The following is a 23710-nucleotide window of genomic DNA, read 5'->3' as shown; positions in this document are numbered from 1 at the left end:
ATATATCTGTTGATATCACTCATGGCCCTGACTTCTTCGGGTTCAGCATTGCTATCCAAAAAATTCGGAACCGCGATAAAGTTAATATTTATCCAAACTTCCGAACAGGGTAAATGATCAGGCTGCATAGCTACAGCAATGATCAAACCACCGGCCTGATCAGGGCATCGCCAGCTTCACCAATAATCACCGCGCAATCCCGAACAGAAATATGGTGTTTAAACTGACCTATGGGTTCGATCCAATCTTTTGAGGTAAATACGGGAGCTTCGATCTGTACAGACTCTACCAGGATCTCTTCACCGTCGAGCACCAATCGCCAGCATAGGTTTTGGCCATCGCTGTTGGTGTTGTAGCGGATATGTGCTAACTGCACTTTCTTTTGCATAAACGTTAGGGGTTTGCGCGTTAAACGGGAAGTTAACAGGGATATTGCCGGTTAAAAGAAACCTATCGTATTTGTTACTTGCCTTCTGATCGCAACTTAAAACAGACAGCTGCTACTCTCCTATCTTAATGAAGCCGTGAAATATTTACCTTTGTTTAAATCAGCCATGCAAACACTACAGCAATTACAAAAAGGAGAACTAAAAGGGGTTTCATCGCTCAAACTATCCGAGCAGCTTTCCGAATTTCCTGAAGAAATTTTTGAACTGGCGGATACGCTCGAATATCTCGACCTTTCGTTCAATAAGCTAAGTGCATTACCTGCTGATTTTGGCCGCCTGAAAAAACTGAAGATCTTTTTTTGTTCAGAAAATCAATTTACCGTTTTGCCTGAAGTTTTGGGAGATTGCCCATTGCTGGATATTGTAGGCTTTAAATCAAACCTTATAGAAACCATCCAGCCTAAAGCACTCAATCCCAACCTGCGCTGGTTGATTCTTACCAATAACCGAATAAATGAATTACCTGCCGAAATTGGCGACTGCACCCGCATGCAAAAACTGATGCTTGCAGGAAACCGGTTAAAAGAATTGCCAACATCATTAAGTAATTGCCAAAACCTCCAACTGTTGCGTATAGCGGCCAACCAATTGATTGAGTTACCACAATGGTTACTCTCCATGCCCAAACTATCCTGGCTGGCTTTTTCGGGCAATAATTTTAATCATAAGCACGAGGTAAAAACATCGGAAGCAATTAATTGGGGCGAGTTGAAAATTAAACACCTGCTTGGCGAAGGCGCATCCGGCGTAATATCACAAGCTACGTGGAACACCGAAGGCCTCGCCAAAGATGTAGCTGTTAAAATATTTAAAGGCGCGGTTACCAGCGATGGCCTTCCGCAAGATGAAATGGATGCCTGCATTGTAGCCGGCAATCACCACGGACTTGTAAAACTGATAGGCCAGATAACCAACCACCCCGAAAACAAAAAAGGGCTGGTGATGGAACTAATCCCTAAAAGCTTCTTTAACCTTGGTCTCCCGCCAAGTTTTGAAAGTTGCACCCGCGATGTTTTTAAACCATGCAATAGTCTTACCATAAATCAAGTGTTAAAGATCGCCTCCACCATAGCTTCTGTTGCCGAACATTTGCACAGCAAGGGAATCATGCATAGCGACCTATACGCCCACAATACCTTGATTGACGATAATGGCAACACCCTGTTTGGCGATTTTGGTGCAGCCTGCTTTTATGATAAAACTGAAAATGCCATTGCTGAAAAACTTGAACACATAGAAGTGCGCGCCTTTGGCTGCTTTCTTGACGACCTAATATCTCTTTGTACTGAAAACGATGACCCAGCTATTCACTCATTAAAAACCATTAGAGATAATTGTATGAGTATTGATATTAACCAACGTCCTAAATTTGAATTTTTAAGTTCTCAATTGGCAAAATTGACAAGGTAATCTCTACGATCTTACCTTAACTCTAAAAACGTTTTACCATCTTTTTAACAATGCGGTGCTTTTGTGCCAAAAAGCAAAGGTTAAATCAGGTATATTTTTTAATTTTTTAGAAATTTTTGAACGAAAAATGATAATTTTTGCCAATCTATCGATTCATTGCATCCATTCGTCGGTTTTTTTTTGATTTTAATAATCCATGTATTAGATTTGCAGCTATTTCAATACAAGGTTACCACCTTGATTTGTGATAAGGTTTAGGTTTAAAGCCTCCAAGCAGCGAGTGCAAGGAGGCTTTTATTTTTTAGCCTTATTACTAACGTATCTCCTTAAGTTTTAGTGTTTAAACAGGTAATTTATTTTAGAGAATAGAATAGCTGCGTCTATAATATAAACCGTCGGTTTTTTTGATTACGTTGATTTCGCTGACTTTTTATGTCTGAACTCGAATTTTATGAAATTTATTGAATTAACAGAAAGCTAAGCAAATTCAATAAATTCTTATAATTCCCCCAAATTCGAGTTCAGACAACACACTCGATGACCGACATTAGATTCTGAAAATCCTAAAATTCTGTAAATCCCGGTTCTGACTACTTATTCTCCCTCACCACATCAAGCAACCAGGTAAACAAACCGATAAAACCGGCAATGAATAAGCCGAGTCCTGCGCCCCGCGCGTAGTCGTCCCATTTCTCGGAGGGGCCGCTTGGGATAGCCATTCCGGCCGAAAAAAGTATGGTGCCTATTAATAAAAGATAAACAGAGCGTTTTGCTTTATTTTTCATCGGCCTAAATTAAAAAAATCATTTTTTAATTCTGTATTTTTGCAACCTCTTAAAAACGAGGTGAAATAATAGATGTACAAGGAATATAAGCAGTTAAACTTATCGCAAACAGGCAAAGAGATACTGGACTTCTGGAAACAGAAAAATATCTTCGAAAAAAGCATCACCAGTCGTCCGGCCGGTAACCCATATACTTTTTATGAAGGCCCGCCGAGCGCCAACGGTATGCCCGGTATTCACCACGTAATGGCGCGCTCTATTAAAGATATTTTTTGCCGTTACAAAACCCTTAAAGGTTACCAGGTAAAACGCAAAGGCGGCTGGGATACCCATGGTTTGCCTATTGAGCTTGCTGTAGAGAAAGCTTTGGGCATTACCAAAGATGACATTGGCAAAAAAATAAGCGTTAAAGATTATAACGATGCCTGCCGCAAGGAGGTAATGCGCTATACCGATGTTTGGAACGACCTGACCGAAAAAATGGGTTATTGGGTTGACCTGAACGATCCGTACATCACCTACAAAAACGAATACATTGAAAGCCTTTGGTGGATCCTGAAACAGCTGCATAATAAAGACATGCTGTATAAAGGCTACACCGTACAGCCATATTCACCAAAATCGGGCACGGGCCTTAGCTCGCACGAGCTGAACCAGCCGGGCACCTACAAAATGGTGAAGGATACTACCATTACCGCGCAGTTTAAAGTTAAACGCGATGGCGATTCGGAGTTTTTGTTTAATGGCATAGATACCGAAGTATTTATCCTGGCCTGGACAACCACGCCATGGACTTTGCCATCAAACTGTGCTCTGGCTGTTGGCGAAGAGATTACTTACGCTAAGATCAGCACCTTTAACCCTTACACCTACCTGCCGGTTTGTGTAGTATTGGCTAAAGACCTGGTAAAAAAATATTTTAAAGCCGATGGCGAGAACGCGTCGTTTGCCGATTATAAAGGCGGCGACAAGATCATCCCATGGAAAATTGAGGCTGAAGTAAAAGGCAGTCAGCTGGTAGGCATTCACTACGAGCAGTTGATGCCGTATGTAACCAATGCCGATCTGGAGCAAAACGCTTTCCGCGTTATCCCGGCCGACTTTGTTACTACCGAAGATGGTACCGGTATAGTTCACACCGCATCGATATTTGGCGCTGATGACTTCCGGGCCTGTAAGGAAAACAACGTACCATCGGTACTGGTAAAAGACGAAAACGGCAAAGAAGTACCGCTTGTAAACAAACAAGGTCGTTTTGTGGATGAGGTTACCGATTATGCCGGTCGTTATGTTAAAGAAGAATACTACACCGAGGCCGAGCGTGCCGAAGAAGGGTTTAAACCAACCGACGTACTCATCTCGATCAAATTAAAAACCGAGAACCGCGCGTTCGACGTTAAAAAATACGAGCACAGCTACCCGCACTCATGGCGCAGCGACGAGCCGATATTATATTATCCGCTCGATAGCTGGTTTATCCGCACCACCGCCGTGAAGGATAAAATGGTGGAGTTAAACAAAACCATCAACTGGAAACCGGAATCGACCGGTACAGGCCGTTTCGGTAACTGGCTGGAAAATTTGGTTGACTGGAACCTTTCGCGTTCGCGCTACTGGGGTACCCCGCTACCTATCTGGCGTGAGGAAACCGGTGCCGAAGAAATTTGCATTGGTTCAATTGCCGAGCTGAATGCTGAGATCGAAAAATCGATCAAAGCAGGCTTTATGCCCGAAGGTTTTGTGTTGGAAGATATGCACCGCCCGTATGTTGATGATGTGGTTTTAGTGTCATCAACCGGTAACAAAATGTTCCGCGAGCCGGATCTGATCGACGTTTGGTTCGATTCGGGTGCTATGCCTTACGCACAATGGCATTTCCCTTTTGAAGGCCAGGAAGAATTTAAAAATGCTTACCCGGCAGATTTCATTGCCGAAGGTGTTGACCAAACCCGCGGCTGGTTCTTTACACTGCACGCCATAGCCGTAATGCTAAGCGAAGCCAGCGACGAGATCAAAACCATTAACGAGCAGGTTGGCAATAAAGGTATCTCGTTTAAAAACGTAGTATCCAACGGCCTGGTATTGGATAAAAACGGTAACAAAATGTCTAAACGTTTAGGCAATGCTGTTGATCCGTTCACTACTATCGAACAATATGGTGCCGATGCTGCCCGCTGGTATATGATCAGCAACGCGTCGCCATGGGATAACCTTAAATTTAATGAAGAAGGCATTGACGAAGTAAGGCGTAAGTTTTTTGGCACGTTGCACAACACCTACTCGTTCTTCACGCTCTATGCCAACATCGATAAGTTCACGTACAGCGAGCCTGAGATCGAGATTGGCAAACGCCCGGAGATTGACCGTTGGATCATTTCGCTGTTAAATACCCTAAGCAAAGAGGTTGATGGTTATTATGCCGATTTTGAGCCAACCAAAGCCACCCGTGCTATCCAGGAATTTGTGGATGTGCATTTCAGCAACTGGTTTATTCGCTTAAGCCGTCGCCGTTTCTGGAAATCAGACGATTCGGAAGATAAGCTATCAGCTTACCAAACACTATATACCTGCTTGATCGCTATCAGCAAGTTAATGTCGCCGGTTGCGCCGTTCTTTGCTGATAGGTTATATTGCGATCTCAACGCCGTTACCGGTAAAGAGCCGTTTGAATCAGTTCATTTGGCTTACTTCCCCGAGTATAACAGCGCGCTGGTTGATGCCGAGCTTGAAGAGCGTATGCAGTTGGCACAGGATATCTCATCGTTAACCTTATCGTTACGTAAAAAGGTGAATATCAACGTACGCCAGCCATTGAGCAAAATTTTGTTGCCAATACTGGATAAAAGCTTTAAATTACACGTTGAGCAGGTTAAAGACCTTATACTGTCTGAAACCAACATCAAAGATATTGAGTACATTACCGATACCGCCGGCTTTATCAAAAAGAAGATCAAGCCAAACTTTAAAGCTTTAGGCCAAAAAGTGGGTAAGGATATGAAAGCCGTTGCCGAAGCTATCAACAATTTTACACAAGATGATATCTCGGCTTTAGAGGCAAATGGCAATATGGGCGTGTTGGATGGTAAGTATGAGATACAGGTTGCCGATGTGGAGATCATAGCCGAAGACGTGCCCGGATGGCAGGTTGCAAATTTAGGAAAACTAACTGTGGCTTTAGATGTTACCATATCCAACGAATTGAAACAGGAAGGCATCTCGCGCGAGTTGATCAACCGTATCCAAAACCTGCGTAAGGCTAAGGAATTTGAAGTAACCGACAGGATAAACGTAAGCATCAGCAACGCCAATTTTTTAGGCGAAGCAGTGAAAAACAACTTATCCTATATTTGCGCCGAAATTTTAGCAGATAACATACAGCTTAACAACGAGTTAACCGAGGGCGAACCTGTTACAATTGATGAACAAGAAATATTGATCGCTATTAGTAAAGTATAATGAAACCAGAACAAGAAAAAACCAGATACTCTGAAGCTGACCTGCAAGAATTTAAAGGGATCATCCTGGATAAAATGCGTATTGCCCGCGAAGAGTTAAACTCATTGGCTACGTCATTAAGTTCGCCAAATGCTAACGGTACCGACGATACTGCCGGTACTTACAAAACATTAGAAGATGGCTCGGCCACGCTCGAAAAAGAGCAGATCAACCAGTTGGCTGCCCGCCAGAAAAAATTTATTGAGCAGTTGGAAGCCGCGTTGGTGCGTATTGAAAACAAAACCTACGGTGTTTGTCGCGAAACCGGCAAACTGATCCCTAAAGAGCGTTTACGTGCAGTACCGCACACCACCCTCTCTATGGAAGCTAAATTAAAGCAATAAATGAAGGCTGCTTATACCAAACCTTTTCTTACAGCCGCCTTCATTATCCTTGCCGACCAGGCCATTAAAACCTGGGTGCACCAACACATGCAACTCCAGGAAGAGATCCGCTTTCTGGGCAACCGTGGTATGCTGCACTACACCGAAAATAACGGTATGGCCTTCGGGATGGAATGGGGCGGAGATACGGGCAAGCTTGCTTTAACACTTTTCCGTATTGTTGCGGTTGCCGGTATAATTTACACCCTCATTTTTTTAATAAAACACAAATACCATCGCGGCCTCATCATGAATGTGGCCCTGATCCTGGCTGGTGCTACAGGTAACATCATCGATTCCACCTTTTACGGACTGATGTATAAATACGCGCCGATATTTCACGGCCGGGTGATAGATATGTTCTACTTCCCGCTGCTCAGGGGCACATACCCATCATGGTTTCCGTTTTGGGCCGGGCAAAGTTTCGAGTTTTTCAGGCCGGTATTTAATCTTGCCGATGCCTCGATCTGCGTGGGCGTTAGCATGATATTACTATATCAAAAACGCTATTTCAAACACGAACACCCCGAAGTAGCCAGCCCTAACAGCGAGATGGTTGAAGAATAATTTATTATAAACCTGATATATAAAAAGCCGCGATGAGCGGCTTTTTTTGTTGGATAATTCCACCGAAAAAAGAGCGAGGGCCTGTCACCCTGAGCTTGTCAAAGGGTCGCGCGTAGAGCCCCTCCCCACCATACTTCAACAGGCTCAGCATGACCCGGATTTTTAATTATGTCATGCTGAACTTGTTTCAGCACCCCACTCGCTAAGTAGCCACCGTGCTAAGCAAAGTGGCCTGTCCTGTGGGATCCCGAAATAAATTCGGGATGACGGTAGTTTTATATTTTTAAAAATCCACATAAACCAACCTGCAAACCTGCTTACTACTCCGGTTGGCATCTGTAACCACCAGTGCACCTTTTTTAAACAGCGCTATCCCCTCCCAATTATTCTTAAACCCATCAAATGAGCGTACGTACTTCCATTTACGGCTTTTAGAGTTATCCAGCATAACAATAACAGCGTAAGTATTTTTTTTCAAATAATCCGCATCGGTTTTCAGCTTCTCCCCCAATTCAGGGATGGCTTTACCTATCGATGCTTCCGGCGATTTTACCCAATCGTTATTCAGATAACTATTATAATCCCCATTCCAAAAATAGTTGATGCCATAAACGCGGCCATCATCTGCGGCAGCATTATCCGTCAGCCTGAAATATAAAAAGGGAGTTTTTATCTGCTCCGGAGTTTCATTAAATGAAGTATCGATCAGGTATCCGCAGCCGCCTTTGGGCATAGCATTAAACTCATAATAAGCCAGCAATTTATTTTCTTTCGGCAGATAAGTAACAGCCTCAAAACCGGCATTGCTGATGGATGGATATCTGCGCAGGGAAATAAAATGCGTTGGATCGACTACTACTTCATTTTTAATAGTGTCAAGTTTACCTTTCAGCAAAAAGCAGTATGCGTATTTATCATCAGTTTCGATAGAAAGAAAAACCGTGTTATTGACTATGCTTATTGCCTCAAACCCCTCATAATTTGCTTTTACAGAATCTGGTAGCAAGTTTAAGTTTTTCACACTAATGGTACGATATGCAGTAAGCGAAGTATCCCTATTATCTATCACCCGGCTAATGCTATCCGTAAGGATGCTGTATAAATTAAATACCCCATCTAATTTAATTTCCTTATGATCCCCGTATTGAGGTTCGAGGTAAAGGCGGTTGCCATAGATGGTCATACCCGAAAATTCTTCGTTAACACCGGCTATGGCTTTGGGCAGCGGGATATTTTTGTAGATACTTTGCGCATGGGTTACTCTTATAGTGAAAAGAATAATAGCTAATGCGATCAGCGATTTTATTTTTTGCATATCGGGTTGGGTGATATGGTTTAAAATTAGGGAATAAACATGATATCAATCTAAGACCAGCAAAGCGAATTTGGGCTAAAGCCCACTTTCTTACCTATTAAAAACCGTTGGTTAAAACCAACGGCAATGAAGAAAACCAGAATCAACTATAATTTCATTGCCGTCGGTTTTAACCGACGGATTAATATCGAAAGCGAAAAGTGGCTTTAGCCAAAATCCGTTTGGAAAGTATCGAACATGTATATACGCTTTGAATGCATCACGGTATCGCGTTCGTTTGCAGCGAGCGCTGGTCATCTCCCTCCCAATAAAACCAACCAAATCACGTTTAATTACATCAAAAGCGCTTAAATAGCGTATCTTGGGGATTTGAAAGGGCCGGATTTAACAATTTTCACCAAACTTAATGAGTGTTAAACAGATAACCGGACCGCAATACATTAGTATTTAACAATTTTTAACATTTGAGCTAAATTTTTAGTTGGCGAAAAACTGAACGTGTGTTTAAGTTTGCCTACCGAAACGAAAAAAATTAATGGAAGAACAAAATAGCTATACAGGCGGCGCTTCATCGGCCGCTCCGGCAGCCCCCGTATCGTATTCAACCGATATCAGGGCGCTGAATGAAATGATCCAACGCGAAAGTGCCTTTATCGATCTGCTCATTATGGAGATGGATAAAGTGATAGTTGGTCAGCGTTACATGGTTGAGCGTTTATTGATCGGTTTATTAGCCAACGGGCACATTTTATTGGAAGGTGTACCGGGTTTGGCAAAAACATTAGCCATCAATACGCTGGCAAGGGCCATCCAGGCCGATTTTAGCCGTATCCAGTTTACGCCCGACTTGCTACCTGCCGACGTGCTGGGTACCATGATCTACAACCAGAAAAAGGAAGAGTTCATTGTGCGTAAAGGCCCTATCTTCTCAAACTTTGTTTTGGCCGATGAGATTAACCGTGCACCTGCCAAAGTACAAAGTGCCTTGCTCGAAGCCATGCAGGAGCGCCAGGTAACTATTGGTGATACCACCTATAAACTGCCCGATCCGTTCCTGGTACTGGCAACCCAAAACCCTATTGAGCAGGAAGGTACATACCCACTGCCAGAGGCCCAGGTTGACCGTTTTATGTTGAAGGTAGTGATCAAATATCCTAACAAAGAGGATGAGAAAAAGATCATGCGCGCCAACATTTCGCCATCGGGCATGGGCAAACCGAACGCTATCATCAAGCCGGAAGAGATCATTAAAGCCCGCCAAATAGTGCGCGAGGTTTATATGGATGAGAAGATAGAGCAGTATATTATTGATATCGTTTTCGCTACCCGTTTCCCAGATCAGTTTAAGCTGGCCAAATACAAAACGCTGATTACCTTCGGCGCATCGCCAAGGGCAAGTATCAGTTTGGCGCTGGCATCAAAAGCTTATGCCTTTATTAAACGCCGTGGTTATGTAATTCCTGAAGATGTGCGTGCTGTTTGTCATGATGTGTTAAGACATCGTGTAGGCTTGAGCTATGAGGCAGAAGCAGAGAACATCACCAGCGAGGATATCATCACAGCGATATTGAACGCGGTTGAGGTACCGTAATAGCCCCTCCCAAACCCTCTCCGGTAGGAAGAGGGCTTTAAGAACAGGGCGAATAGTATTGATTTATAACAATGATTTTTAAAAATCTTCCGCCAGCAGGCGGAGCGATTTAGAGGGGCTATAGGGCTTATGGCTAAAGACACCAAAGATCTGCTAAAAAAGGTAAGGAAGATCGAGATCAAAACCCGCGGGTTGAGCAATCACCTGTTTTCGGGCGAGTATCATTCGGCTTTTAAGGGGCGCGGTATGGCCTTTAGCGAGGTGCGCGAATACCAGATAGGCGACGAGATCCGTACTATCGACTGGAACGTGACCGCCCGCTTTAACCAACCCTACGTAAAAGTATTTGAAGAGGAGCGCGAGCTTACTGTAATGATTTTGATGGATGTGAGCGGTTCTGAATACTTCGGCACACAAAACCAGCAAAAGCAGGAACTGGCTGTGGAGCTTTGCGCGGTACTGGCATTTTCGGCTATCCAGAATAACGATAAGGTGGGCGTGATATTTTTCAGCGATAAAATTGAAAAGTTTATCCCGCCCAAAAAAGGCCGCAGTCATATTTTGATGATCATTCGTGAGCTGATCAATTTTGAGCCTGAAAATAAAGGTACTAACGTAGCCGAAGCCTTGAAATATTTTACCGGTGCCATTAAAAAGAGAAGCACTGCCTTTATCATATCAGATTTTATCACGCCCGAGTTTGAGAACGAGATCAAGATCGCCAATAAAAAGCATGATATCATCGCCCTTAAGTTGTATGATAAGCACGAGGAAGAGTTCCCTAACCTGGGCCTCATCCCGATGAAGGACGAAGAAAGCGGGCAAATTATGTGGGTAAACACCGGCGATAAAGCCGTACGCGAAGCCTTTAAATGGGATGCAGTAAAACGGAACGCCGCCTTGCAGGATACCTTTAAACGGTCGGGCGTTGATTATACCAACATCGGTACGCACGAATCATACGTAAAACCATTAATGACACTATTTAAAAAACGCGAAGGCCGCCGTTAATACATCATGAACAGGTACATTAAATATACCCTAACTGTATTGGTTTCGCTTGCAGGCTTTCACCAAACATCCAGTGCACAAGAAGCTTTAGGGCCAAGGGCCGCGCTCACCAAACAATCCATATTAATTGGCGAGCAAACCCAGCTTCACTTAAGCGTCCGTTTCCGCGTTAAGGATAGCATTGGCTTTCCTAAGCTGGCTGATAGCATTGGCAAAATCAAAATAGCAGGTGGTTTTAAGGCCGATACTGCATTTGATAAGGTTGATAACTCTATCGAAACCATAACCCGCCACTACAATATTACAGCTTTTGATAGTGGTACGTACACCATCCCGTCGTACGCGTTTAAATTGCCGGTTGGCGTAATGCAAACCGATTCATTGATACTGGATGTTAAAACGGTTGCTGTTGATACCACCAAGGCGTTTTATAATATTAAACAGCCACTGGCCATCAAGTACAATTTCTGGGATTGGCTGCGCGACAACTGGAAACTGGTTTTGGGAGTTTTAGCAGCCATGGCGGCAACAGGCGGCGTAGTGTATTACCTGCTTAAACGTCCTAAAAAAGAAGTGATTGCAGAAGAGCCAAAGGTAATAAAACCGCCACACGTTATCGCCCTCGAGAAACTGGACGAGATAAAAGGCAAACAGCTTTGGCAGCAGGATCAGGTTAAAGCTTATTACATTGAAATAAGCGATGTTGTGCGCGATTACCTGGAGCAACGCTACAACATCCAGGCACTAGAGCAAACATCCGAAGAGATCTTCGCCAGCCTGAAAACCATGGATATTGCCAGCGAAGACAGGAATTTGTTGAGGCAGTTACTTATCCTGTCGGACATGGTGAAATTCGCTAAAGAGAAACCTACATCTTTTGAAAACGAAAAGAGCATGGAAAACGCGGTTAACTTTGTTAAGGATACACAATCTTACTTAAGGCCAACCGATACAAAGGAGGATGAAGCTAAATGATCTGGTTTAAAGGAATAGAATTTGCGCATCCGGGTTTTTTCTGGCTGTTTCTCAGCATCCCGCTTATTGTGGGTTGGTACATCTGGAAACAGAAACAGTTAAACGCCAACATGACCATGCCAACCATCCGTGGTTTTGCCATGATCACAAAAAGCGCCTTGCCGCGTTTCAGGCATTTGGGTATTGTGTTGCGTTCGTTGGCACTGGCCGCGTTGGTCGTTGCATTAGCAAGACCGCAAACATCGTTAAGTTGGCAGGATACTACTACCGAGGGTATCGATATTGTGATCGCTTCAGATATTTCGGGCAGTATGCTGGCTGAAGATTTTAAGCCCAACAGGCTCGAAGCAGGTAAAAATATCGCTATCGATTTTATCCAGAACCGCCCTAATGACAGGATCGGTCTGGTGGTTTTTAGTGGAGAAAGCTTTACGCAGTGCCCGCTTACTATCGATCACTCGGTGTTGGTGAATTTGTATGCCGATATCAAAAACGGAATGATTGAGGACGGTACCGCCATTGGCATGGGTTTAGCCACTGCCGTTAACCGCTTAAAAGATAGCGAAGCCAAAAGTAAAGTAGTGATCCTGCTTACCGATGGATCTAACAATTCGGGTTCAATCCCTCCTATCACCGCTGCGGAGATCGCCAAACAGTTTAACGTGAGGGTTTATACCGTAGGCATCGGTACCAACGGCTTTGCCCCCTACCCTGTTCAAACCCCAATGGGCGTACAATACCAACGCATGAAAGTGGATATTGACGAGGGCACGCTAAGCAAAATTGCCAGCATTACCGGCGGCAAATATTTCAGGGCTACCAATAACAATGCCTTGAAAGATATTTACGAACAGATTGACAGACTGGAAAAAGCCAAGATAGATGTTACCCAGTACCGCAAAAAAACCGAGCGCTTTTTGCCGTTCGCCATTATCGCACTGGCACTTTTATCATTGGAGTTTTTAACCAAAAACACCCTGCTTAAAGGGGCTATAACATAACAGCATGCTACGTTTTGCAAATACAGAATATTTATGGGGATTGCTTGCCATTCCGCTGCTGCTCTTTATCTTTTTGAGGGTTGCCTGGTGGAAACGCAAAGCCATTGCCTCGTTGGGTAATAAGGATGTGGTGGCCCAGATGATACCACAAGTTTCGCACTCGCGCCCAACCATTAAGTTCATCTTTTTCATTTTGGCCTACGCCATCCTGATCATCGGTATTGCCGACCCTCAACTGGGTTCAAAAACCGAAGATGTAAAACGCAAAGGCGCCGACCTGATGATCCTGCTCGACGTATCCAACAGTATGCTGGCGCAGGATCTTGCTCCTAACCGCCTGGAGAACGCTAAACGTGCATTAGCCCAGCTGATAGATAAACTGCACGATGACCGTATCGGCATCATCGTATTCGCAGGCCAGGCTTATGTACAGCTGCCCGTTACTACCGATTATGCGGCAGCTAAGCTGTTCCTGAATACCATCAATACCGATATGGTGCCTACCCAAGGTACCGCCATTGGTGCGGCGATAAGCTTGGGTTTACAATCGTTCGATTTTAAGAACGGCACCGGTAAATCCATGATCATTATTACCGATGGTGAAAACCACGAGGATGATGCTGTAGCTGCCGCCAAATACGCGTTATCAAAAGGCGTTACGGTGAATGTGGTTGGTGTTGGTTCGGAAGAGGGCGCGCCGATCCCTATTTTACAGAACGGAAAGCAGGTCGGCTTTCATAACGATAGCACCGGCCGCCCAGTGGTGAGTAAGCTTAACGAGGCTATGGGTAAGGAAATTTCAGAAGCCGGCAAAGGCGTTTATGTACGTGCAAACAACGCCAATAGCGGGTTGAACATAGTGATGGACCAGATTGCCAAAGTACAGCGCAAAATGACCGATACCAAGCAATTTAAAGATTTTGAGGATAGGTTCCAGTTTTTCCTGGCCATCACTTTTGTACTGCTACTGGTAGAGTTTTTCATCTCCAACCGTAAAAACATGCGCCTCAGCAAAATCAAATTATTTGAAGTTGAAGTAAAACAACCATGAAGCAATATATCATAGCCATCATTATAGTGCTGCAGGCTTCATTAACGTTTGCCCAGCAGGAAAAAAAGTTCATTAAACAGGGTAATGAGCTTTACCAGCAAAAAAAATATAAAGAAGCCGAAGCAGCCTACCGCCAGGCAACAGGCAAACAAGCCAAAACCCTCGAGGGTAATTTTAACCTTGCCGATGCCATGTTCAAGCAGAAAAAATATGGTGACGCGAGTAACCTGTTCAATAAAATAGCCAACGGCACCAGCGATAAAAACGCGAAAGCAGGCGCTTTTCACAACGTAGGCAACTCATTTTTAACTGAGAAAAAGTACCCGGAAAGTATCGATGCTTACAAAAAAGCCTTGTTGAACAACCCTAAAGATGACGAAACCCGTTACAACCTTGCCTATGCCCAAAAAATGCTGAAAAACCAGCAAGACAAAAACAAAGGCGGCGGCGGTGGGGGCGGCAAAGACAAAAACAAGGATAAGGACAAAAATAAAGACAACAAGAACCAGGACGACAAGAATAAAGATAAGAGCGACAAGGACAAGAAAGACCAGGACAAAAACAAGCAGGACCAGAACAAGCAAAACCAGGATCAGAAAGATCAGCAGCAACAGGGGCAACAGCCTAATCAGCTCTCAAAAAATGATGCCCAAAACATGCTTGATGCTTTAAACAATGATGAAAAGCAGACCCAGGAAAAGCTGAAGAATAAAAAATTAAAAGGTGCCAAAGTCCCTATTTCAAAAGACTGGTAATCTTTGTTGTTTTGCACATACTAATGAAAATTAAACTATCCATATTAACACTGCTGCTATTTTGCTCAACCCTGGCCTTTGCGCAGGTAAAGTTTGTGGCAACAGTAGATAGAACAACCGTAGGCGCAGGCGAGATATTTGAAATAAATTTCTCCATCAATGCCAACGGCGAACGTTTTGCCCCTCCAACATTTACGGGCTTCCAGGTAGTTGGCGGCCCCAATGTATCCAACAGCGTATCCATGATAAACGGGGTTACCACCGCAAGTATGGGCTATGGTTACGCGCTGGTTGCCAACAAAGAGGGCGATTTTACCATTGGGCCGGCTTCTATTGTTTCGGGCGGCAGAACTTACAGTTCGGCGCCTATTAAAATAAAAGTGGTTAAGGGGTCGGGAAGCAATAATCAGGGCAGCGGTCAGCAGCAACAACAGCAAAGGGGTAGTGAACCTGATGAGCGGAATATGCAACGCGGCCGGGTAAAGGACATTTCGAAAGCTTTGTTCCTGAAAACGTCTGTGGATAAATCTACAGTGTACCTTGGTCAGCAGATCATGATGAACCTCCGGTTGTACACCCGTGTTCCTATTGTAAATGGCGAACCAGAAAAAATACCTGATCTGAACAGTTTTTACAGCCAGGAGATCAAAAACAATAATCCCAACGCCCAATGGCGCACCGAGATATTGAATGGCGTAAGATATAACGTCACCGATATCAAGAAAACTATCCTGTTCCCCGAGCATGAGGGCGATATCACTATCGAACCTGCTATCATGAACTTCGTGATCAGGCAACAGGCAGCATCGTCATCGGGCGATCCATTCGATGCATTTTTTGGTGGATATGAGGATGTAAAATACCGCATTAAAGGTACGCCCGTGGTGATCCATGTAAAACCGCTCCCAATGGCAGGCAAACCGGCTGATTTTACCGGCGCGGTAGGCAAGTTTAATATCGCTGCATCACTTGATAAAAACGACATTAAAGCCAACGATGCTATTAACTATCAGCTTAAGGTAAGCGGCTCAGGCAACTTAAAACTGCTAAAGCCAATAAGCCCAAGCTTCCCGCCCGATTTTGAAAAGTACGATCCTAAAGTAACCGATACCATCACCGAGAATGAAAACGGCGCTTCGGGAAGCAGGAGATATACTTATCTGTTGATCCCAAGGCACCAGGGCGATTATACTATCGACCCAATAAAATTCTCGTACTTTAACCCGGCTACAGGCAAGTATGTTACTCTAACAACCCGCGCTTTCCCGGTTAAAGTTGCCAAAGGTACAGGTGATAACAGTAATGTAACCGCCTTTTCTGGTGCGGGCAAACAAGATGTTAAAGTGCTAAGCAACGATATCCGCTACATTAAAACCGGCAGCGAGTTAAATGAAGTAGGCAGCGATTTTTATGATTCAGGACTTTATTATTTCCTGCTGATCTTAGGTCCGCTGGGATTTGCAGGCGCATTGGTTTACGGCAAATGGCGTGATAAAAACAATGCCGACGTGGTAGGTACCAAAAGCCGCAAGGCCGGCAGAGTGGCGGCTAAGCATTTAGCCATAGCAAAACAACGCCTGGCTGCAAATGATATCAAAGCCTTTTATGAAGATTTGTTCCGCGGGTTATACGGTTACCTGAGCGATAAATTAAATATCCCTTACGCCGATCTGAACCGAGAGAAAATTGCCGATGAGCTTAAAGCCCGCTCGTTGGATGAAAGCCTCATTAACGAGATGCTGGATACTTTGGATATGTGCGAGATGGCACGCTATGCGCCGGTATCGGGCATTTCCGGCCAGCAGGTGTTTGATAAGGCACAAACCATGATCAATAACATTGAAAGTAAAATATAACATGCTAAAACGCATTATATACCTGTTCATGATAGTTGCCATGCCATTACTGGCTTTTGGCGATGCAAGTCTGAACGCACAGGTAAAAAAAGGCAACGAGCAATATGCCAAAGGCCAATATAAGGAAGCTATTACCACGTACCAGAAGATAGTGGACGATGGCCACATGTCGGCCCTGGTTTATTTTAACCTGGGTAATGCTTATTTTAAAAATAACGATGTGCCGTCGGCTTTGCTCTATTACGAAAAAGCCCATAAACTATCGCCCGGCGATAAGGATATCAATTTTAATATCCAATTTGCCAATCAAAAAACTACCGATAAGGTAGAAGCCCCTGTAGAGTTTTTTATCACCCGTTGGTGGCATTCGTTTATCCTGCGTTTTTCGTTAACTACGCTGGCGGTTATAAGTATCTTGCTGATGATAACCGGATTCGCTTTACTGGTAGTTTACCGTTTCACCAATTCGGTAGGGATCAAAAAAGCTTCGTTTTACTCGGCATTGCTCATTATTTTTTTAGGCTTAGGCAGCATGTTCACCGCCGACAGGCAGCAGCAATATTTTGATGGGCACCATGGCGCTATCATCTTCAGCAATTCGGTTAATGTGAAAAGCGCGCCTAATCCAATGGCAAAAAACCTGTTCCTGATCCATGATGGTACCAAGGTTGAGGTAATGGATAATAATAACGGTTGGATGAGGGTAAAGCTGGCCAATGGCAGCGAGGGTTGGATCAACGCCTCGGATGCGAAGGAAATTTGATTGTTGAGGCGAAAGGATAAAGGTAAAAGGCTAAAGGTTTGTCGCTTTTCTTAAACAGGCATACTTCGTCTCAGACACCTCATTGTCCCACTTGTCATTTCGACGAACAAGCGCTGGCTCTGTATGTTGGCCGTGAGGAGAAATCTTCTACGCAATACTTAGCGGATTTGCATAACGGCAATACAGGGCGTACAAGATTTCTCTTTCGCCCCTGCGCACTTATCTTCCCCACTGCTCTATCGAAATGACAAAACAACAAGCCCCCTTAGGCTTTAAACGCTTTATCACTCGCCAAAAGCTCCAAAACATCCTCTTCCGTACCCACAAAAGGGCCCGATGTTTGAATATTTAAACTCGCCATTGCAGCCGCGAACTCACCCGCTTCCTGGTAACCTTTGCCTTTTGCACGTTGAAATAAATAACCTGCCATGTAAGTATCACCGCAACCGGTGGCATCAACAATTTCGGTTGGCTTATAGGCCGGGATAGTGTAGTAAACGCCATCTACATAAATAACGGAACCCATGCTACCAAGGGTTACAACCACTTCCTTAACACCCCAATCGTTTAATACTTTAGCACCTTCGTGGATATCGGTTATACCGGTAAGCACTTCCATTTCGTGCTCGTTAACTTTAAGCGTGGTGATGTATTGTAATGCTTCACGTTTTTCAGGCCAATCAACCGGGATCACGTTTTTATCTTCTACTTTGCGCAGGTAGCCTTGTGCATCAAGCGAAAGCTGACCATGTTGCGATAGCTTTTTGATAAACTCGGTCGAGATATCATCGGCCAATAGTGGACCTAAATGGAAAACTTTGGCTTCAACATCGTTTAACTGATCGATAACAAAAGGATCAGCTTTTTGAAGCACGCGCTGGGTGCGGTGGTCTTGATTACCTGAGTAGATATTTTCAAAATAAACGGTTTCGCCGCCGGTTGTGGCGTTCACTTCGATGCCTTTGTCGCGCAGTTTTTCAACAACCGGCATTTCACTTAAAGCAAGTGAGGTAACCAGCACATAGCTAACATCCATATTGCGGATAGCGTTCGAAAAATAGAACGAAGTGCCCCCCGCCATGTGTTTTACCGCTTGTGGAGTTACCACTTTATCTAATGTTAAATGCCCAACGCAACAAATATCGTACATGAATTTTACTGTTTATGGTGATGAAAAACCAGCCTTATTTAAGGCAAACAGCAAAAGTACTAAATACCAAACGGAGTACAAGGATATTAATGTTTTGTGACCCGTAACTTACTTATGACGAATGTTCATCAATAAAGCAGTGAGCCTGAAATATCTCCCCAGGCCTTCGTCTGATAGTCCCCTGATAGTTTTATAACGGGCCTCACGTACGGCATCAGCATCTTCGGGTTTTAAAGCCTTCGAGGCAGCGCAGATATAATCTTCATCATCATTACCCTGCGATCTTGCTTTTTGTAACGCGCTTTCCCTGCTTAGTGTAGCCTTACAATCTGCTTTTGTAGTAAAACTCTCCCTGTCTTTCAATATAAATTTCGAAACCGAATCCGGCAGTTGTTTTTGAGCTATCAGTTTATTGATCAAACTATCACCGCGGTTTGTTGAAATAAGATTTAAAACAACCGCAGCGTTATTTCGCCCTGTTTCATTTCCGTTTGTGATGGTGTTGATCAGGCTTTGCTCTGCTTTTGCATCGCCGATGGTATTGTACAAGAAAAGGCATGCATCGATGGCATTGAGCGTTATAGCATGCTGTATTAAAGGAATATGGGCGTTAGGGTAACTGATCAGTTTTTCGGCAAGCGCGCTAACATCAAGCCCTTTTTTGCCAAGATAAAAGCTTAACTGAAGGTAGGATTCAAGCTGCAAACCATCCAGCGTACTTTTTTTAGCCCCTGCCAAAATCGCATCAAGGCTCTCCGCGCTTTCATCCAGGGAAAGTAAAAGAGAAGAAGCATCAAAACAAAAATATGGGTCGTTATTTTCCGCTTTGATCATCGCCCTTAAGCAGGGTACGGATGATTTTTTATCGCTCTTGGCCAACTCCCAAAACTTATCCAACTGTGCCGATTTCGCCTGCTGTTGGGCATCGTTCAGTGTTTCGGGTTTAAACCCATAGCATTCCTGTTTAAGTTTTGTTAATTGCGTGCAAACATCCTGGGCATAAGCAGTAATACTTACTATGGATAATAAAAACGCGGTGAAATACCTGATCATGTAATAAGATTTAAAACGTTATAAATATATAACATTTTAAATCACAGCACTAAGCACATGCTGCCCGGCCATTTCAGCCAGATCATCAAAATAAACCGAAGCAAGATGCTCCCAGCTCAACCGGCTGCTGTACTCAAGCCCCTCTTCAATAAATTGCAGCCGCAGGGTATTGTTTCTGAGCAGGATCTCGATCTTATCTACATAACAAGCGGCATCATATGGTTTGCATTTAAAACCGTTAATACCCTGTTCAATAAAATCCTTCGAGCCACCACCATCAGCAATTATACAAGGCAAACCGGATGCCATGGCTTCCAGCACTACATTGCCATAGGCCTCGGAAACTGAGGGGAACACAAACAGCGTAGACGAGGCATATAAAACCGATAATGTTTGATGATCAACCTTACCCACAAAAACCGCGTTTTTCATCCTGGCTTCACAGGCTTTGCGCGCTATGCCATCCCCGGCTATTAAAAAATTAACTTCGGGATGCTTTTCCTGCATAGCTTCATAAATCTCAAACAGGGTTTCAAGGTTCTTTTCCCAAACCAAGCGGCTGGCGAACAGGATGGTTGGATTGTCGTTTCCGGTAAGCTTTTCTAATGCTTTCAGGTTTTTATTTGCCGGCGAAAAAAGCCGGGTATCCATTCCTCTTTGCCAAAGCTTCATCCGGTAGATGTCCACGCCCATATCCGTCAGTTCATTTTTCATGCTATTTGAAGGCACATAAACCTGGTCGCATTGATTATAAAACGTGCGATGGCTATCGCACATCATCTGTTTTACCTTACCTATCAAAAACGGCGTATGCTTCAGATAATAATCAATATAGGAGATAAAGTGGGTATGATAAATGGAGATAACCGGAAGCAACCTCTGCGTGGCATATTTAAGTGCGAAAGTACCTAATAATGATGGCGTAGCAATATGTACAATATCGGGCGCGAATTTATCGATCTCTTCTTTCAGTTCGCTGGTAACCAGGGCCGGGATAGCCATGGTATAACCTGTATTGATGGGCAATGTAAGGGCTGGCACTTTTAATGAGGGAAAACCCAACATATCGTCTGGACCGGCACCGTACACAAATAAAAACTCGAAGATACGGCGGTCTATCCGTTTGATGATCTGGTACATGGTGCGTACCGCGCCATCAAAATCTTCAATTAATATCTCGGCAAAAAAAGCAACTTTTATCTTCTTCATTTTATTACCGATAGGTAGATGTAAAAACTATTTAGCGTTCAGGCTGGCGTTAGCATATCTCAGTTGCTCGGCGCTACGCTCTTCTTCCTGGCGTTTATTTTCAAAAAAGTCGCGCAGTTCGGCCAGTTTATCCGTGTTGATCAGGTCAACATCGCACTCGAGCAGGGCACGCCATACTTCTTTATTTTCGGGCGATGCCCATAGCCTTACCCGTTTTTTATAGTGATGGGCAACGGCTACATAGCTTATCAATAGTTGTCGCTGACTTTCGGGCATGGGGCCTTTACCCGTCCAGTTAAGCAGGCGCGAATATTTGCAGCTGGCTGTTTGGTAAACCGCGTTAGACGTTGTATCAGTACGTACCTGCATCAAATCCTCATCAATAAAGGCATAACGCTCGGTTTGCCCGTTAATCATTTGGTAAGGTTTATTGCCGGTTAAAACAATGGTGACTTTGCCGGGCTTAACCTCGCCCTTATCATATTTTGATAGTATCGATTTATAATCCTTCAGTATTTCGGCAAGCCTGGCGTAGGTTTTTTCCGCGTCGGATTTGATATCGATCATCAACGTTATCGGGTAAAGCGGGTATTTGATCTCATTGCTTCTGCCTTCGTAGTAATCGAGTAAAGGTTTAAGATAAAGCTGCTCCAGCGTACGCTTCTTTTGGAAAGATGGCAGCAGGTGGGCTACCAGCAATTCATCATCGCGCAGGTAAATATCGGCCTCAACGTTTAAAAAACCATGGTCGAGCGCGTCATAAAGCGGGCGGTTGTGCCAGTAATCGTTATGGGCGAAGGCTTTGGGGAGCGGAGTGCGTTGAGCCTGGGCGGTGAAGGCTATGGACAACAGGGTAACAAAAAACACAAATTTCAGGTGCGTGTGGCGAAGTGCTGCTTGCATCGTAAATTTTATTTGTTGATGCAAATTTAAAGAGGCAATATGTACGGACGGTTATGTCATGATAAAGTAAAGGTGCGCTATCCTTTAACTTTCTGTAAAGAAATTTACATTTTCATTACAATATGTTTTTACAATGACCACGGCTTGTTCAAAGCAGGTTCATATTAATTAAGCACTTTATAAACACCTGTTAATAAACACCTTGCTTCAAAAGCAACTCGCTCCCCAATTGTTGCCAATCTTCGGCAATATTGTCAAGCCCTGCAAAACCGGAGATATCTTTAAATACATCCCTTTTTGATTTGCCCTCCATCCTCATAAACCTAACCGAAGTTGAGCCTGCGGATTTGGATAGCTTTTGCCCCGAAGGTTCCAACAGTAACGGATGATGATAGAATACCGTTTCGCCGAAAGCTTCTTTACCTAATAATTTGGCCAGTGCCAGTTGTGCCAGTGTGGAGTGCCATAAATCTTGACCTCGTACTATTAGGTCGACACCATAAAACAGGTCATCAATAAGCGAAGTTAGTTGATAGGCCGGCAGGCCATCTTTTTTACGCACTACAAAGTTTTGCATGTCGGCAGGCATTTCCTCCTTTATTATTTCGCCGGTATAAGTTTTTACATTGATCAGGTTGCTATCTGTTCGTAAACGCCAACTGGCTTCCGGGGTATCTAAAGGGATATTTTTATTGATGCAGGTGCAGGAGCCTGTTTCAAGCAATTGCTTACGGCTACAGGTACAGGCAAAAACGGCACCTTTTTCCCTGAGTTCTTCCAGCGCGGCATTATATAAAGACATGCGGTGCAACTGGGAAAACGTCCCCTCAAACTCATCAGCATTCGCCGGGCCTTCATCCCATGGTATTTCTAAAAATCGCAGCGTATCAAAAACATCAGCCAGGTATTCTGGTGTAGCGCGGATCCTATCCATATCGTCTATCCGCAATAAAACTTTCACCCCATGTTTATGTGCGAGCGCCGCGGTTATGGCGAACGACAAAATATTACCCACATGCAAAAACCCGCTTGGCGTTGGAGCCAGGCGGGTTTTATTGAAATATATTAGATCGTTTGTCAATATTTCCTGCTTGATGAACGGCCAATATACAAAAGCTATTAGTAGGGGCAAATACTTACACCAGGAATGTACCGCCATCAATCACCAGGTTTTGGCCTGTGCCGAAGCTTTGTTTCATCAGGTAAACAAAACCTAATGCCACATCCTCGGGATGGCCAACGCGGTTAAGCAACAGCGTATCGGCAGCCCAATTATACAGGCCTTCTTTAGCAGCCGGATCAAGGCTATCCCAAAGGTTGGTATCAATAACTCCCGGAACTACGGCGTTAACACGTATAGGGGCCAGTTCAACAGCTAAAGCGCGCACCAATCCCTCTATCGCACCACAAATACTGCTGGCAATAGTCCATCCTTTTGCCGGGCGTGTACCTGCAGTACCACCGGTAAGGTTAACCGAACCACCTTCGTTAATAAACGGAATACCATATTTTACGGCAGCGTAGGCACCCCAATAACGGAGATTTAAAAATTTACGCGCGGCATCAATATCAGTCTCGCCAATATTATTGAGGTTAAGGTTTTCAGCAGCGGTGTAAACGAGGTGATCAAAATTACCGATTTGCTGAAAAAATGACTTAATGTTTTCTTCTTGAGCAAGATCTACAGCGTAACCTTCTGTACCCTCGGGCAGCTGGCTTAAGGCTTTATCGATACGGCCCTGGTTGCCCGATACAATAACAATTTTAGCACCTTCGGCAGCAGCGGCCTGCGCGGTTGAAAAACCTATACCGGTGCTTCCGCCTAATATAATTACCCTTTTACCATTTAATGTTGATTTGCTTTCGCTTTGATTTTTCATAACAATATTTGTTTTTTGATAAAGCAAAGTTCAGGCGGCGAGCGACGGATTCACTTAACATTTGGTAAAAACGAAAATGGACTGGTGTTTTTTGCAGCATGGCGTACA

General features: G+C 44.0%; 21 protein-coding genes. 12 read left to right on the top strand and 9 right to left on the bottom strand.

Annotation, left to right across the window (positions count from 1 at the left end):
* Positions 1-142 precede the first annotated feature (142 nt).
* The gene (locus AAFN85_RS02080) at positions 143-388 is read right to left on the bottom strand and encodes a hypothetical protein (RefSeq protein WP_347525295.1); all 246 of its coding nucleotides are present in this window, start codon (positions 386-388) and stop codon (positions 143-145) included.
* Between the two features lie 166 nt (positions 389-554).
* Between AAFN85_RS02080 and AAFN85_RS02075 the strand changes: the two genes are divergently transcribed.
* Positions 555-1859, top strand: a complete 1305-nt coding sequence (locus tag AAFN85_RS02075) for a leucine-rich repeat-containing protein kinase family protein (protein ID WP_347525294.1) — start codon at positions 555-557, stop codon at positions 1857-1859.
* A 590-nt stretch (positions 1860-2449) separates the two neighbouring features.
* Here AAFN85_RS02075 and AAFN85_RS02070 read toward each other — a convergent pair.
* Positions 2450-2644, bottom strand: coding sequence for a hypothetical protein (locus tag AAFN85_RS02070; RefSeq protein ID WP_347525293.1), 195 nt, complete (start codon positions 2642-2644; stop codon positions 2450-2452).
* Positions 2645-2716: 72 nt separating this feature from the next.
* Here AAFN85_RS02070 and ileS point away from each other — a divergent pair, with 72 nt between their 5' ends.
* From ileS to AAFN85_RS02055, 3 genes are read left to right on the top strand one after another with little or no spacing between them, the layout of a single operon-like run.
* The gene (gene ileS, locus AAFN85_RS02065) at positions 2717-6100 is read left to right on the top strand and encodes an isoleucine--tRNA ligase (protein ID WP_347525292.1); all 3384 of its coding nucleotides are present in this window, start codon (positions 2717-2719) and stop codon (positions 6098-6100) included.
* Positions 6100-6483, top strand: coding sequence for a TraR/DksA C4-type zinc finger protein (locus AAFN85_RS02060; protein ID WP_347525291.1), 384 nt, complete (start codon positions 6100-6102; stop codon positions 6481-6483). The genes ileS and AAFN85_RS02060 overlap by 1 nt, the downstream gene beginning before the upstream one ends.
* Positions 6484-7089, top strand: coding sequence for a lipoprotein signal peptidase (locus AAFN85_RS02055; protein WP_347525290.1), 606 nt, complete (start codon positions 6484-6486; stop codon positions 7087-7089).
* A 283-nt stretch (positions 7090-7372) separates the two neighbouring features.
* Here the strand turns inward: AAFN85_RS02055 and AAFN85_RS02050 are convergent, their stop codons facing one another.
* Positions 7373-8404, bottom strand: coding sequence for a hypothetical protein (locus AAFN85_RS02050; protein ID WP_347525289.1), 1032 nt, complete (start codon positions 8402-8404; stop codon positions 7373-7375).
* 667 nt (positions 8405-9071) lie between these two features.
* Between AAFN85_RS02050 and AAFN85_RS02045 the strand changes: the two genes are divergently transcribed.
* From AAFN85_RS02045 to AAFN85_RS02010, 8 genes are all read left to right on the top strand, one after another.
* On the top strand, positions 9072-9995 hold the full coding sequence (locus AAFN85_RS02045) for a MoxR family ATPase (RefSeq protein ID WP_347525751.1): 924 nt from the start codon (positions 9072-9074) through the stop codon (positions 9993-9995).
* A 129-nt stretch (positions 9996-10124) separates the two neighbouring features.
* Positions 10125-11006 (top strand): DUF58 domain-containing protein, encoded by an 882-nt coding sequence (locus tag AAFN85_RS02040; RefSeq protein ID WP_347525288.1) that lies wholly within the window; start codon positions 10125-10127, stop codon positions 11004-11006.
* A gap of 6 nt (positions 11007-11012) precedes the next feature.
* On the top strand, positions 11013-11981 hold the full coding sequence (locus AAFN85_RS02035; RefSeq protein WP_347525287.1) for a hypothetical protein: 969 nt from the start codon (positions 11013-11015) through the stop codon (positions 11979-11981).
* Positions 11978-12982, top strand: coding sequence for a VWA domain-containing protein (locus tag AAFN85_RS02030; RefSeq protein WP_347525286.1), 1005 nt, complete (start codon positions 11978-11980; stop codon positions 12980-12982). Before AAFN85_RS02035 ends, AAFN85_RS02030 begins: the two co-directional genes overlap by 4 nt.
* Positions 12983-12986: 4 nt before the next feature.
* Positions 12987-14033: a VWA domain-containing protein gene (locus AAFN85_RS02025; protein WP_347525285.1), complete on the top strand. Its 1047-nt coding sequence runs from the start codon at positions 12987-12989 to the stop codon at positions 14031-14033.
* On the top strand, positions 14030-14788 hold the full coding sequence (locus AAFN85_RS02020) for a tetratricopeptide repeat protein (RefSeq protein ID WP_347525284.1): 759 nt from the start codon (positions 14030-14032) through the stop codon (positions 14786-14788). Before AAFN85_RS02025 ends, AAFN85_RS02020 begins: the two co-directional genes overlap by 4 nt.
* Positions 14789-14811: 23 nt before the next feature.
* Positions 14812-16644, top strand: coding sequence for a BatD family protein (locus AAFN85_RS02015; RefSeq protein WP_347525283.1), 1833 nt, complete (start codon positions 14812-14814; stop codon positions 16642-16644).
* Between the two features lies 1 nt (position 16645).
* Positions 16646-17407, top strand: coding sequence for a tetratricopeptide repeat protein (locus tag AAFN85_RS02010; RefSeq protein ID WP_347525282.1), 762 nt, complete (start codon positions 16646-16648; stop codon positions 17405-17407).
* Between the two features lie 265 nt (positions 17408-17672).
* Here AAFN85_RS02010 and AAFN85_RS02005 read toward each other — a convergent pair whose 3' ends face one another.
* From AAFN85_RS02005 to AAFN85_RS01980, 6 genes are all read right to left on the bottom strand, one after another.
* Complete coding sequence (locus AAFN85_RS02005; protein ID WP_347525281.1) at positions 17673-18557, bottom strand: PfkB family carbohydrate kinase; 885 nt, start codon at positions 18555-18557, stop codon at positions 17673-17675.
* Positions 18558-18665: 108 nt separating this feature from the next.
* Positions 18666-19610, bottom strand: a complete 945-nt coding sequence (locus AAFN85_RS02000) for a hypothetical protein (RefSeq protein ID WP_347525280.1) — start codon at positions 19608-19610, stop codon at positions 18666-18668.
* Positions 19611-19646: 36 nt separating this feature from the next.
* On the bottom strand, positions 19647-20819 hold the full coding sequence (locus tag AAFN85_RS01995) for a glycosyltransferase family 1 protein (RefSeq protein ID WP_347525279.1): 1173 nt from the start codon (positions 20817-20819) through the stop codon (positions 19647-19649).
* A gap of 27 nt (positions 20820-20846) precedes the next feature.
* Positions 20847-21722, bottom strand: a complete 876-nt coding sequence (locus tag AAFN85_RS01990; protein ID WP_347525278.1) for a phosphatidylinositol-specific phospholipase C/glycerophosphodiester phosphodiesterase family protein — start codon at positions 21720-21722, stop codon at positions 20847-20849.
* Between the two features lie 190 nt (positions 21723-21912).
* Positions 21913-22803: a glutamate--tRNA ligase family protein gene (locus tag AAFN85_RS01985; protein ID WP_347525277.1), complete on the bottom strand. Its 891-nt coding sequence runs from the start codon at positions 22801-22803 to the stop codon at positions 21913-21915.
* A gap of 55 nt (positions 22804-22858) precedes the next feature.
* Complete coding sequence (locus tag AAFN85_RS01980) at positions 22859-23602, bottom strand: SDR family oxidoreductase (RefSeq protein ID WP_347525276.1); 744 nt, start codon at positions 23600-23602, stop codon at positions 22859-22861.
* Between the last annotated feature and the right edge of the window lie 108 nt (positions 23603-23710).

It is taken from the genome of Mucilaginibacter sp. CAU 1740 (assembly GCF_039839285.1).
Taxonomy (GTDB): Bacteria; Bacteroidota; Bacteroidia; order Sphingobacteriales; family Sphingobacteriaceae; genus Mucilaginibacter.
This window is presented reverse-complemented; position numbering and strand designations above follow the sequence as displayed.